The organism is Magnetococcus sp. PR-3 (genome assembly GCF_036689865.1).
Classification (GTDB): domain Bacteria; phylum Pseudomonadota; class Magnetococcia; order Magnetococcales; family Magnetococcaceae; genus Magnetococcus.
In genome coordinates, this window is the sequence record NZ_JBAHUQ010000036.1 from 1 (window position 1) to 13,673 (window position 13,673).

10 protein-coding genes are annotated in these 13,673 nt (G+C 49.7%); all 10 read right to left on the bottom strand.

The window, feature by feature from the left end:
• Window positions 1–313: 313 nt before the first annotated feature.
• Window positions 314–586 (bottom strand): hypothetical protein, encoded by a 273-nt coding sequence (locus tag V5T57_RS17200; RefSeq protein WP_332892486.1) that lies wholly within the window; start codon window positions 584–586, stop codon window positions 314–316.
• Between the two features lie 328 nt (window positions 587–914).
• A complete protein-coding gene (locus tag V5T57_RS17205) occupies window positions 915–2,288 on the bottom strand; it encodes an HD domain-containing phosphohydrolase (protein ID WP_332892487.1) in 1,374 nt (457 codons plus the stop codon).
• A gap of 466 nt (window positions 2,289–2,754) precedes the next feature.
• Window positions 2,755–5,511 (bottom strand): ATP-binding protein, encoded by a 2,757-nt coding sequence (locus tag V5T57_RS17210; RefSeq protein WP_332892488.1) that lies wholly within the window; start codon window positions 5,509–5,511, stop codon window positions 2,755–2,757.
• A 3-nt stretch (window positions 5,512–5,514) separates the two neighbouring features.
• Window positions 5,515–6,357 (bottom strand): transglycosylase SLT domain-containing protein, encoded by an 843-nt coding sequence (locus tag V5T57_RS17215; RefSeq protein WP_332892489.1) that lies wholly within the window; start codon window positions 6,355–6,357, stop codon window positions 5,515–5,517.
• Between the two features lie 179 nt (window positions 6,358–6,536).
• Complete coding sequence (locus V5T57_RS17220; protein ID WP_332892490.1) at window positions 6,537–7,031, bottom strand: chemotaxis protein CheW; 495 nt, start codon at window positions 7,029–7,031, stop codon at window positions 6,537–6,539.
• 167 nt (window positions 7,032–7,198) lie between these two features.
• The gene (locus V5T57_RS17225; protein ID WP_332892491.1) at window positions 7,199–8,374 is read right to left on the bottom strand and encodes a CmpA/NrtA family ABC transporter substrate-binding protein; all 1,176 of its coding nucleotides are present in this window, start codon (window positions 8,372–8,374) and stop codon (window positions 7,199–7,201) included.
• A gap of 4 nt (window positions 8,375–8,378) precedes the next feature.
• On the bottom strand, window positions 8,379–8,969 hold the full coding sequence (locus V5T57_RS17230) for an ANTAR domain-containing response regulator (RefSeq protein ID WP_332892492.1): 591 nt from the start codon (window positions 8,967–8,969) through the stop codon (window positions 8,379–8,381).
• Between the two features lie 18 nt (window positions 8,970–8,987).
• Window positions 8,988–10,703 (bottom strand): ABC transporter ATP-binding protein, encoded by a 1,716-nt coding sequence (locus V5T57_RS17235; protein ID WP_332892493.1) that lies wholly within the window; start codon window positions 10,701–10,703, stop codon window positions 8,988–8,990.
• Between the two features lie 77 nt (window positions 10,704–10,780).
• Window positions 10,781–11,881, bottom strand: coding sequence for an ABC transporter permease (locus tag V5T57_RS17240; RefSeq protein WP_332892494.1), 1,101 nt, complete (start codon window positions 11,879–11,881; stop codon window positions 10,781–10,783).
• Between the two features lie 83 nt (window positions 11,882–11,964).
• Window positions 11,965–13,305 (bottom strand): CmpA/NrtA family ABC transporter substrate-binding protein, encoded by a 1,341-nt coding sequence (locus V5T57_RS17245; protein WP_442918236.1) that lies wholly within the window; start codon window positions 13,303–13,305, stop codon window positions 11,965–11,967.
• Window positions 13,306–13,673: the final 368 nt, after the last annotated feature.

Here is a 13,673-nt window from a genome sequence, read left to right on the forward strand (position 1 = left end):
AACAGTTAGGAAGCAAGGGTATGTCCGGCCTGTGGGGGGGGCGCACAAGCTTGCCTTGTTAAGAAGCAACAGTTGTACAAGCCGGGGGGTTGTGGAAAAGCATAGGTCGTCGTGTGGAATATACGATAGGGCGATCCAACACAGAAGCACACGTACAGACGGTGTGGGGGCTGTTCAGGAGGGGGCGGTAGCGCCTACTCATCCGTAGGGGGGCGGATGTATCAACAAGGATGCTTTGGATGCTTAGAGGCACCCTTTAAAAGGGAGGCGCTGTATTGAAGATTATAATTCTGGAAAAAACGACGTGACCGACTTATTTAATGGTCTTGCCCGTAAAAGCAATGCATCGGGCCACTTCACCGGCTTTTAGCTGCATACCTTCTTTGGCCGTCATCTCAATTTTAATATGTCCATTAACCTGTTGAACATCCATTTTATCAAGCTGGTTATAGGCATCAGACGGGCAAGTGCATTGACCGGACTGGCAGGCCTGAAACTGTTGCAGCAATGCCGCTTTTTCTTCGCTGGCATCGGTTTGAATATCAATAGCCAAGGAAGCGCCATTTTGTTTGATATCGTATTTCAAGTATCACCTCTCGGTGTAGAAGCCCTAAAGAACCTGATTCTTAACCTTCAAGCCAATAGAACGGGCTTGTGAACTTGATTCAGGATAACAAAAGAGGGTGTGTTAACACTACACCTTCTTTTAATGATACGTTCTTAGCATCGTTTTATTAAGGCTGTCACTTATAATTCATCAGGTTGTTCGTTTTTTTTGAACAGGTTTTGGTAATATCTGGTCAAATATGCTTTTACGGTCCAATAACATGTCAAAATGTCTGTAAAAAGGGTGGAATGATACACTTATAAGTCAGTTAAAATATAAAGCTATTCATCATTCTTTCTGCGAAATACTAATGGCCTTGTTTTTCTTGTTGTTTAACCATCGTTATAAATTGCCCTAACAGTTGGGGGTCCCATTGACCGCTATGTTGCTCAGCCTCGAGAATGGAAAGGGCTTTTTCTTTGGGCATGCCTTTACGGTAGACACGATCTCCTGTCATGGCATCCCAGGTATCGGCAATGGATACAATGCGTGCCAGGAGTGGCACTTCCTCCCCTTTTAAGCCATCAGGGTACCCTTTTCCATCCCAGCGTTCATGGTGCCAGGCGGCTATTTCAGCAAAGGCCTTAAAGCGCTTAAGTGGCCGCATGATCTCGGCGGTTTGGCCAGGGTGGGCTTGCATCTCTTGGTATTCAGCATCGGTGAGTGGGCTGGGTTTGTTGAGAATGGCATCCGCGACACCAATTTTCCCTAAATCATGCATCAAAGCCCCCTTTTTTAGGAGGTCAAGATGGTGTTTATCCAACCCTAACTCTTGACCAAGCCAGACCGAATATTTGGCGACCCTGGCTGAGTGCCCAGCTGTATAGGCATCTTTAACTTCCAGAGCCTGCATCAGGGAGCGAAGGGTTTGCAGATAGGCTTCTTCTTGGGCCTGCACCAAGTCTTGAATATTTTTACCCATATGGTTAACCGAGCGGCTTAACCGCCCAACTTCATCCTTGGGTACAGGCATAGGAATGCGTTTTTCCAGGTGCCCTTCTGCAATGGCGTTTGTGACGCGATCCACACGCTTAATTGGCCGTATGAGCATACGGTTAACCACATACCAAAAGATCAAGGCAAAGATTACCGTATGAACCGTTTGGATTTTTAATAAAGCGATTTCATACTTGTCGTCCATTTCACTGATGCGTGCCATGGTGGTGGCCATGTCTAGTTCAGCTTCTAGTCCTGCAACGACTTCACCGTGTTTGTGGAGTGGTAGAATAATATCCAGCACGTAGTGTGTTTGGCCTTGATTATCGGTCTCTTTTTCCATCTTCTGCCCCACAAAAGGGGTGTCTTGATGGAGTACCTGCCCATATTTACTGTTGAGTGGTTTGTCTTTATGGGGACCCGGTTGACTATGGGCCAGTACTTTGCCCGCCTTGTCGTAGATATAGAGGCTACGGAGTTGAAAATCCAAGGCCTTGCTGAGTGTGCTGCGCTGTATGCTGTGTAAGGATTGGGCGATGGATGGGTGGTTGAGCGGAACCGTACTTTGTTCAAATGAGTGTGCGGTCTCATCCAGAAGGTGTATCGCCTGTTTTTTGACCTGATCTAGGATCGCCACTTCCAACTGTTCTTCCGTATGGTACATCAGAAGAAGGGCGTTGATCAGGGAAACCAATACAATGAAGACCAGTAGTTTGATGGTCAGGTTTAGGCGTCGTGTCAGCATAGCTCAGCTATCATATCGTTTCTGATGGATAAACAGGTTTTTCCCAGCATCCCATAGGATGACTAGGTTGGGTAGGGTTAACCTCTAAGGTATGTATAGCTTGCGATCAAGCTTGTGCCCTCTTAGCCAAGGTATAAGGTTGTGTCACAATTTTAAATAGGTTGTGTTATCAAAGGTCTGGTTAGGTTTGGTAGATGATGGTTCGTGAGAAATGCCCTTTATCTTTTCTCTTCTCTGTATCAGTAAAAAACAGGCTATGTATTTTAAGGTCCGGCATTTGGTGTGGAGGTGGGGCGAGGCCTAAAATGGCAAACGCCCATACTGTTTAGGGGAGGGGGGGGATCTATGAACAGAGATACTCAGGCGGTATGGACCATGAAATACTGGAATAAAAGGGTAGCCGAACCCTTTTAGGGGCCATGCATGTCACGCAACATGGTGCTAAAAAAGCGTGAGTGGATATGGCTTAAACTTTTTGGAGTGCGTGGTTGTGATGTTTTGTAAGCATGGCGCGCACAATGGCTGATTTCAGGGTCTCTAGCCGGACTGGTTTGGTAATAATCTCAAGCATACCAACCTCATTTCCTTCTGCCAGGGTCTCTTTAAGCACATCTGCCGTTAAGCCAATAATGGGAATTTCCTGAGTAATGCCTAGTTTGTGTTCCATCGCACGTATACGTCGTGTGGTATCAAGGCCATTCAGACGAGGCATGCGAATATCCATTAAAATCAAATCAAACCGTTCTGGTTGAAAGGCCTCCAGCCCTTCTAGTCCGTCCTGGGCTAATGTGACGCTATGGCCTTCCCCTTGTAATAAACCCCGTGCAACCACTTGGTTGATGGGATCATCTTCTACCAAAAGTATATTTAGTGGGCCAACGCTTTGAGGTTCATCTTCATGAGTATGGTCTAAATGGTGATCAATGGGCGGGTCAACAAAAGGTATGGTGATGTGAAAAGTTGATCCCTCACCAATGCGGCTGCGCACTGAAATTTGGCCGGACATTGCGTCGATCAGTCGTTTGGAGATGGCCAACCCCAAGCCCGTTCCACCATGGCGGCGGCTAATGGAACCATCAGCTTGGGAGAACGGGGTGAAAAGTTGATCCAGCTGGCTCTCTGAGATGCCACTACCGCTGTCTAATACTTCAATAGATACGGTTTTTGGGTTGCCTGATTGAAGCGCCGCTGTAACTTGAACAAATCCGGACTCGGTAAATTTAAGGGCATTACTGACAAGGTTGATCAACACTTGGCGAATACGGGTGGGGTCACCCATACTGCACTCTGGTAAATTGCGCTGGCAGTTGCAGCTCAGATCCACACCTTTTTCTTCCGCTCGTATATGGTGTAGCTGCACCACATCGCGGATGAGCTGGTGTGGATTATAGGGGATATGTTCAAACCGAAGTTGATCAGCCTCAATTTTTGAAAAATCTAAGATGTTATTGAGCAGATCCAACAGGACCTCAGAAGAGCTGCAGATCATATTAAAGCGTTCACGCAGGGTTTGGTCCAGGGGCTCCTGTCCCAAGTGCTCCAGCATACCAATAATACCATTAAGCGGAGTGCGGATCTCATGGCTCATGGTCGCCAAAAACTCACTTTTAGCGGCGTTGGCGCTTTCGGCACGTTCTTTTGCCTGCTGGAGTTGGCTCTGCTGCTCTCTCTCCCGGGTAATGTCACGGAACTGCCAAAGGCGCCCTACAATTTCACCATTGTGGTACAGCGGTCGGCTGTGGCGTTCAAAAACCCGCCCATCTATAAAAGGGATTTCATCCAGGCTGAACTGGTCAGCCCCATAGAGATCTTTGACCTTATTGATAAAGCCATCTGGGTCAGTCAGTTGGGGTAGGGCATGTTCCATCAGTTTTTTATCGTTTCGACTACTGATCACCTCTTCTGGAATTTTCCACATCTGTGCAAAACGCACATTGGTATGGGTGACGTGCCCCTCTTTATCGACCACTAAAAAGCCATCGACACTGGTTTCCAGAATATCGTGCAGCAGCTCTTGATGTTCTCTCAGCTCCTCTTCTGCGGAGCGGCGTTGTTCAATCTCTTCCCACATACGATTGTTGGCATCAATAAGATCTCTGGTTTGGGCTTGCACCCGACTGGTGAGATCTTCGGTGTGGCGTAGAAGCTCATTGAGCAGAAGGTCCAGCAAGGTGCCCAGAGTGACCACTTCATCCTGATTGTTGCGGTTTTGACGGCGTACCTTACGGTCAATATCCAAATTGGGTAGCGCGTGGGCAACCCGTTGGTAAGCATCGTTGGCAAGATCAGAAATAGGTGCGGTGATTTGCCCTGCCATACGTGAGACACCAATCAAGCCAACCCCCAATAGAGCCGCGCCCACAATCACCAGGACAACAATTTGTTGGGTGATGATGTTTTGTTTGATGCGCACCGCCTCACATCCAAACACAGAAAAAGGATAGATGGGGTGCCGACGACCATGCAGGTAGTAACCATTGGTCTGGGTTGGGCGTTGATTATGCCACCCCCACTGGGGAATGCCCTCTTTGCTCAGGCTTTGCCAGCTTTCATCGGTTTGGTTCTCTTGACTAAACAGTGGACGGTTACTGCGGTCCAGAGGCATAAACAAAATAGAGCCAGTTCCTTCATTACTGCCTGTATGAAAGAGCTGCATTTGAAGCTGTTCTGGATTAATCCGTGCTGCAATGGCGTACGGTTCACCTTCTCGTTGAGGAAGGATCAAAGGAACACGTAGTATCAGTTGGCCACGGTGGGTGTCGTTCTCCAGCGTGGTGATCGCTTGTTCAGAAAGCCCAAACCCTTCTAAACCATCTTCGGGGTTTAGGGTCGGTTGGCTGTAGCGATAAACCACCAGGTCCCCATGTAATAACATGATGGAAGAGAGCCACGGTTTGTTCTCCAGCTCCTGCTTAAAATGGGTATTTAATCCAGGCCGCGACATGGACATCATTGCTGGGTTCTGGAGGTAGATGCGTACCGTGGGTGAACTGCCTAATAAGGCAAGGTTTAAGCGCTGGCTTTCTAAAAAACGGGTGGTGGTCTGTAGGGCCAGCAAGGTGCGCTGTTGTAGCGTTTGATCCAGATGGATACGGATGGCCTCACCCGTTAAAAGTGCAGAAAAGGTGGTAAAAAGACCAACGACCAGAGCCATAAGGAGTGAGGCAATGAGAAACAGTTTTAAACGAATAGGGCTGAGGCGTAGACGCTTCAGTAGAGACACCGATCACCTCCCCCCTGCTGTGGAGGTGATAAACAGGTTAAACGAAGTTAACGGAATGCCGACATACTGTTCCCATAAATGATCAAATGGGGAGCTGGTCATGTGTTGGAGCGTAAAAAAAGTACTAATTTTACTGCGTAATTGATGATGCTCCATATGCGTTGCCCAGCCAACCTCCCGCATCGGACCGACAGGGAAAGCGACAGAGATGGCCATTTTATGCTTTTGGGTCTGTTTAAATGCACCATCGGCACCCAGTAAGGAAAAATCCACATCTCCACGGCTTAATGCTGCAATGGCCTCATTGGTCGAGAGAAATTTCAAGACCACTGGGTTTTCAATAAAACGGGTGTTGTTCTGTTTCTCCAGCCATGTGTGGTAGATGGTCCCTTTCATCAACGCTGCTGTTTTACCGGCCAAATCATTGAGGGTATGGATCCCTTGTACCGTCGCCTGGGGTACGACCACGGTCATTCGGGTGGCATACAGAGGGGTAATGACCATTTTATTGAGTCGCCACGGAACCATAACCAGATCATTGGGGTACAGGTCGCACAGACCATCCGCCAACAGTGCAGGGGTATAGGCAAGCGGTTTATGGGTTACACCGTGATGATCTTGAAACTGTTGATCCCAGGATGAGAGGTGTGTGATGCGGGGGTTAACACCCAGATAACGGGCAAAGGTACGTCCAGTGGCGCTATAGAGCTTATAGTTAGAGCCTGCCACACAAAGGCGCAGTTCTCCACTGCGAATAATTTCGCTTAAAGTTCGGGCCTGAGCACTGGACAGCATTGCTATCAGCGACAACACCGTCAGTATGGTCAGACGTATTGACCACCCCATACCTACTCCCCACCTACCGCCAATGAGACAATAACGATTAGGGTTAGTATCCCCTATTTGTCGTAAATTGTCATTAACAGAGGGGGCAAGGCCACCATAAGGAAGACAAAAAAAGCGCCCGGCACAATGCGGGCGCTTTTTACAGTATGTATCCGGTAAGCTTCCGATATATAGGCGGCTTACTCTTCTGGGGTTTCTAGGTCACCAAAACCCATAAGTGCAGGCAGATTAAGCACAACCAAAAGCTTGCGGTCGAGCTCAATAACCCCCTGGGCAAAGTGGGCAGAGATACCCTCAAGGTTGGCTGGGCGAGGCTGGAAGCCCTCATTCCCAAAGTCTTGAACAACCCCTAGTTTATCAACCCTTAAACCAAAGCGGTCTTCCCAAGGGCAGTGCTTATCCACATCATCCTTATACCAATCCTTCACTTCAGGCTTGGTTTTCATGATGATGAAATAACCACTGTTATCCTGAGTATTGCCGCCCTGTTCCCAACCCAAACGGGTTCGCAGGTCTGCAATGGTGGCCACCTGACCACGGATGTTCACCAAGCCCATGAAAAAATCTGGTGCTCCAGGAACTTGGGTACACGGGGTCGCTCGGCGGATTTCACGCACCAACATAATATCGATGCCCAACAGAAGATCGCCTACAGTAAAGCTACAAAGAACCATCAGTCACTCCGGGAAGTGTCGTTTCCAGTTGTCACTATTGTATCCATCCAGCAAAGAATTACAACCACCACACACACTTTGTCGGTTTTGTGGAGAGAAAAATCAAGCTCTTAGTAGAAAAAGCCACAAATTTTAGAGAATTATAGGACTGTTTGGCCGGTGTTTTTTTATATGGAAACCTGATCAAACAGCTGATCAGGCGGCAGTGTAATCAGGCGGCCATCACTGGCAGGAATGGTATAAGGGCTGTCATGTTGCCCCTCTTGTTTGGTGGCGCTCTGAGGGTAGGGTAGATTTTGAGCGTCTAAGATTTGGTTGTAGCGTTCCGGTTGGTAGACGTTCTGCGCGATTTCTGTCGTGTTGACATGCTCAGGGAGCTGCCCCCAACGTTGCATTTGCTCCAGTAACCATTGGGCTTGGGATATCCATGGAAATTGAGCCAGATGCCGTTGGAACAGAATAGGCGCTGGATCCCCTGCCAAACTGGCGGCAATAATGGTTGGCTCAATACCAATAACATCAGGAGCCGCGAGCAGCTCCACCAGTTCATCTCGGTTATTGAGGTCATCTGCCCATATACCTGCTTCAACCAAAGCGGCCATCAATCCGTTAAGTGCTTCCGGGTTTTGTTCCCCCCAGCTTTGCCGTAATCCGAGTACTTTCTCAGGGCTGGCAGGCCAGATATCCTGTTTGGTGACACAGATCTGCCCCAGTCCCTCGTCAACGGCCAGTTGGTTCCACGGCTCGCCCACGCAGAAGCCGCTAATGCCATCACTGCGCAAACTCTTGACCATGCGCGGGGGTGGGGTCACTCGGATCTCAACATCTTCATCCGGATCAATCCCAGCGGCAGCGAGCCAGTAACGCAGTTCATAATTGTGACTGGAAAAGGGGTAGACCACCGCAAATTTTAAAGGGGGTTCGCCCAACTGTTTGCGGGTATGTATGACCTTGGCCAATGCTTGGTTTCGCCAAGCAGGTGGGCCGGCCATGGCTTTGGGGTCGGCCACTTGCATGGCGCGCATAAGCCAGGGGGCTAAGGTAATGGCGTTACCACCCTGGCCAAGGCTCATGGGGGCAAGCATGGGGGTAGAGATGCTCTGTAACCCCATATGTAGCGCAAGGGTCATACCTGCGAGCATATGGGCACAATCTAAACTACCGCAGGCTATTTTATCTCGAATGGCCGCCCAAGCACCGACTTTTTCCAGCTTTAAATCAACCCCGTGGGCATGAGCAAAGCCTTTTTCTTGGGCTACGATCAAGCTGGCACAGTCCAGCAAAGGGACAAAACCAACTCGGATCGGTGTGCGCTTACTTGGTAGAGTAGGGTGCGGTGACATAGCGTTAGATATCCATCTGTAGAGCGGTGATAAGGCTGTCAGCAATCTCCACCAGTTTACGATTTTCCTGCATGGCGGCTTTGCGCATGGCATGGTAGGCCTGCTCTTCGGAGATTCCTTTTCTCTCCATTAAAAGCCCTTTGGCCCGTTCAATCCGTTTACGCTCTTGTAGGGCATTTCGGGCATCGTCCCGCTCTTTGCGCAAGCGGTCAAACATGCGGAACCGTGAAATGGCCATCTCAACAATGGGGCCTACCCGCTCTTTTTTTAGTCCGTCGACCACATAGGCCGAAACACCGGCCTCGATCGCCTCCTCCATACGCCCAGGTTCATATTGATCTACAAACATGGCGATGGGACGTGCCACGGACCGGGAGACTTGATACATGTTCTCTAAAGTATCCCGGTCCGGGTTTTCTAAATTAATAAGGATGACATCAGGTTCCAGTGCGGCAATTCGCCCTTCCAAATTGGTCAAGTTGTGGATCAACATGACGCGGGCATAGTCGCCCTCTACCAACCCTTGTTCCAAAATGGCAGCACGGTCCGGGTCTTCGTCGATAACCAAGATGTTGATGGGGCAATCGTCAGACATGGGCTCTCAATCGTTGGTTTAAGCCGCTTGCTGTTTGGGTTTAGCCTCGGCTTTTTTATCTTTTTTTACCGAACCACGCTCATACTCTTCCAGGAAGGTGAGTAGTTCCTCACGGTATTTGTAATAGTCTGGGTGGCTAAGCAGAGCCTTACGGGTACGGGGGCGCGGCATATCAACTTCCATAATATTGCCGATACGGGCTTTGGGGCCATTGGTCATCATCACAACCCGGTCCGCCAGCAAAATGGCTTCATCCACATCGTGGGTGACACACACGGCGGTGACTTGGGTGCGAGACCAGACCTCCATAAGCACATCTTGTAGCTCCCATCGGGTTAGAGAGTCCAGCATGCCGAAGGGTTCGTCAAGGAGCAGTAGTTTGGGTGACAGTGCAAATGCCCGGGCAATGCCCACGCGTTGCTTCATGCCGTTGGACAGATCTTCAGCCCGGCGGTCCATGGCGTCTCCCAAACCAACCCGGCTTAAATAGTAGTCTACAATATCATGACGTTCAGCCTGTGAGGCGTGGGGGTAGACACGCTCTACACCCAGACGCACATTCTCACGGGCGCTCAGCCAGGGAAATAGGCTGGGGGATTGGAAGACAACCGCCCGATCAGGGCCCGCTGTATAGACCTCTTTATCATCCAGGATAATACCGCCATCACTGATCTCGTTAAGACCTGCAACCATGGAGAGCACGGTAGATTTGCCACAGCCAGAGTGGCCAATGAGGGTAACAAACTCCCCTTTTTTCATGTTCAAGGTAAAGTCTTCAACCACTGTAAGTGGCCCCTTGGGGGTGGGGTAAGTCTTTTGTACCTGATAAAATTCAACATAGCGGTCCACACGCAGTGTGGGGGTGCTGGCAACATCTTTATAAGCTTTGGGCAACTGTCCACCGGGTAGAATAGGCTGCACATCCGGTAAAGTAACATTGCTTTCCAAGGAGGCGGCTTTGCTTTTGGCAGCATCCATCATATAACCGGTAATGGATTTGCGTAAGCGCTTAAAATCTTCATTGTTATTAATGGTTGTACGATCTCTTGGGCGGGGCAGGTCCACTTTAAAAGAGGGGCCTAAATCCGCATTGGGGCCTGGATTAAGTGGAATAACCCGGTCCGCCAGTAAAAGTGCTTCATCCACATCATTGGTGATCAAAATAACCGTTTTGCGGTCTTGCTCCCAGATCATCTCAATTTCATCTTGAAGCTTGGCTCGGGTCAAAGCATCCAGGGCGGATAGGGGCTCATCCAGCAGCAACATCTCAGGGTTCATGGCCAGGGCGCGTGCCACAGATACCCGTTGGCGCATCCCGCCTGATAGCTCAGAAGGGCGTCGATCCCCCGCATGGCTTAACCCAACCATATCAATATACTTTTGGGTCAGGGCTGTGCGCTCTTCCAGGCTTTTTTCTTTATGTACACTGTCTACGGCCAGGGCAATATTACCTTGTACCGTGAGCCAAGGCATTAACGAATAACTTTGGAAGACCAAACCACGGTCAGGCCCTGGCCCTTTAATAGGTGCCCCCCTCAGGGTAATGGTACCACTGTCGGGCTCGTTTAAACCGGCAATGAGATTAATTAAGGTGCTCTTGCCGGAGCCAGAGAATCCCAAAATCGCAACAAACTCGCCCTCTTCAATCTGAAGATTGAGATCTTTCAGTACTTCATTACGCTCACTGCCATCACCGAAAGATTTGCTGACGTTGGTAAATTCCAGGAAAGCCATGGGGATTCTCCCAATTGTGTCTCTATTGATAAACCTGGGGGGCATAGTGCCCCCCAGGCATGGTTTGGTCGGTTGGATTAACGTACTTCGCCGTGGCTAACCATGGCTTGCATGGCCAACATAACCCGGTCTAGTACAAAGCCGATGATGCCAATGGTAAAGACCGCCACCATAATTTTAGCCAGTGACTGGGAAGAGCCGTTCTGGAACTCATCCCACACAAATTTCCCCAAGCCAGGGTTTTGTGCCAGCATCTCAGCGGCAATCAATACCATCCAGCCCACACCCAAAGAGAGACGAAGCCCGGTAAAGATGTAAGGCAAGGAGGAGGGCATCACCAGTTTGGTAATACGGGTCCACCATGTCAGTTGTAGTACCCGACCCACATTCATAAGGTCTTTATCAATAGAGGCCACACCAACAGCAGTATTAATCAGCGTGGGCCACAGTGAACAGAGGGTCACTGTGATGGCTGAAGTGAGAAAGGCTTTTTCAAACATGGGATCATCACTGACATAGAGTGCGCTGACAACCATGGTAACCAGGGGTAGCCACGCCAGGGGAGAAACCGGTTTGAAAATTTGGATCAGTGGATTGAACGCCGCATTAAGGGTTTTAGAAAGTCCACAGACAACCCCGAGTGGTATGGCGACCAGAGAGCCAATTAAAAACCCGGTAAAGACCGTGATAAGAGAGGTGACAATCTGATCAAAATAGGTCGGTTTGCCGGTATATTGGCGCCATTTGGTTTTGGCATCTGGGTTTTTGGCCAATTTGCGGGCGTTACGTTTTTCTTGCCTTTCATAAAAGGCTTCGGCCTTAAGCCGTTCTTCGACGTGTTCATCGTAGAGATTAACAACCTGTTGGCCCACCAAGGCGGGTCCGGGGATCTCACCAAGGCTGGTTTGAATCTGTGGAGCCAGGGCGCCCCAAGTGGCCAAAAAAAGACCGATGGCCAGAAGAGGTACAATCAATAAACGCCAGAATTCCCCCAGCTGAGCCTTGGGGCTTTCACCACCAATGATCTTCATCAAAGGTACAATCCAGCCTAGGCCCGTGACATTCAGGTAGGGCGTTGCCCGGTTGATACGGGCGTGAAAGCGGGAACGGCGCGCCTCGCGCTGTTGCTCTTTGGTTTCGGGCGCTTGCTCTCCCGTGAGCGTCGCGGCTTCAGACATGATTTTGATCCCCCGGATCAGGTTGGATAAAAGTCTTTTAAGACCCTCCGATCTTTATAAAAAGATCGGAGGGTGGGCGTGTATTAACGGCTGGCGGTTATGGCTTGCTCAGCGGTCTGTTTACCTTTGAGACCGATGGGGAACTTACCAAGGTATTGGTTGGGTTGGTGGCCATCATAGACAATGTTGTCAATGAAGTGCTTTTGTGGAGCGCGGTAGCCATCCGTCCCAAAAGGGAAGTCCGCTTTGTTGGCTTTACCTTCGGCAATCAGCAGCTCAGCAGCTTTTAGGTAGATCTCAGGGCGGTAGACCTTTTTGGCAACTTCATGGAACCAGCTGTCTGGCTTCTCATCGGTGATCTGGCCCCAGCGACGCATTTGGGTCAGGTACCAAATGGCATCAGAATAGTAGGGGTATGTGGCAAAGTAGCGGAAGAAGACGTTGAAATCAGGCACATCACGCTTGTCGCCTTTTTCATACTCAAAGGTACCGGTCATGGAGTTGGCAATAACCTCACTGTCGGCACCCACGTATTCGGATTTCGACAGGATTTTCACCGCTTCAGGACGGTTGGCATTTTGGTTTTCATCCAACCAAATGGCTGCACGGATCAATGCTTTAACCAGGGCTAGGTGAGAGTTGGGGTTGGCATCGGCCCATTTGCGGCTCACACCAAATACTTTTTCTGGGTTGTTTTTCCAGATTTCGTAATCGGTAACCACAGGGACGCCAATGCCTTTAAACACAGCCTGCTGGTTCCAGGGTTCACCCACGCAGTAGCCGTAAATGGTGCCAGCTTCCATGGTTGCAGGCATCTGGGGTGGGGGGGTAACCGACAACAGAGCTTCCGCACCGATCTGCCCTGAGGTGTCGGTTTTAGAGTAAAAACCAGGGTGAATGCCACCAGCAGCAAGCCAGTAACGCAACTCATAGTTGTGGGTGGAAACCGGGAAGACCATACCCATGTTGAATGGTTTACCTTCGGCCCGGTAGGCATCCACCACCGGTTTCAGGGCGTCCGCTTTAATCGGGTGTACGGGCTTGCCGTCGGAACCCTTAGGGACGTGCTTCTTCATCTCTTTCCAGATCTCATTGGAAACCGTAATGCCGTTTCCGTTCAGATCCATAGAAAATGCGGTGATGACTTCTGACTTGGTACCAAAACCGATGGTGGCACCTAGGGGTTGCCCCGCCAGCATATGGGCACCATCCAGCTCCCCTGAAATCACGCGATCCAACAGAACTTTCCAGTTGGCTTGGGGTTCCAGAGTGACGTAGAGCCCCTCATCTTCAAAAAAGCCTTTTTCATAGGCAATGGCCAGTGGCGCCATATCGGTCAGTTTAATGAAACCCAGCTTCAGTTCATCCTTCTCAACCGGTAACTCTTCAGCCAGTACAGGTTTGCTACCCAGCAGGCCCATCATGGCCACGGCACCTACAGCACCCATCACAGTACGGCGGGAGATGCTTTTCTGATCAAACCAACGGTTTATCATGATGCTTCCTTTTGTTAGTTAGTCCATGTGCCGCACCGTTGGGGCGCATGGACCGTCTAAAAGATCTATAAAAACAAAAAACGCCGCCTCCTACGGACACATATATCTTCATATGTGTTCGTGAGAGGCGGCGTTGCCTGAAAACTCCAAACGGTGGAGTTGAATCAATCTTGTTGTATCGAGGTACCAGCGTTGGTACCTGCTTCCCTATCTCAAGGAGTGTGCCAATATCGATTATAATGATTTGCTTGTCTTTGTAAGTTGCTGTAAGTAAGCATAAATAATTGAGTATTAGC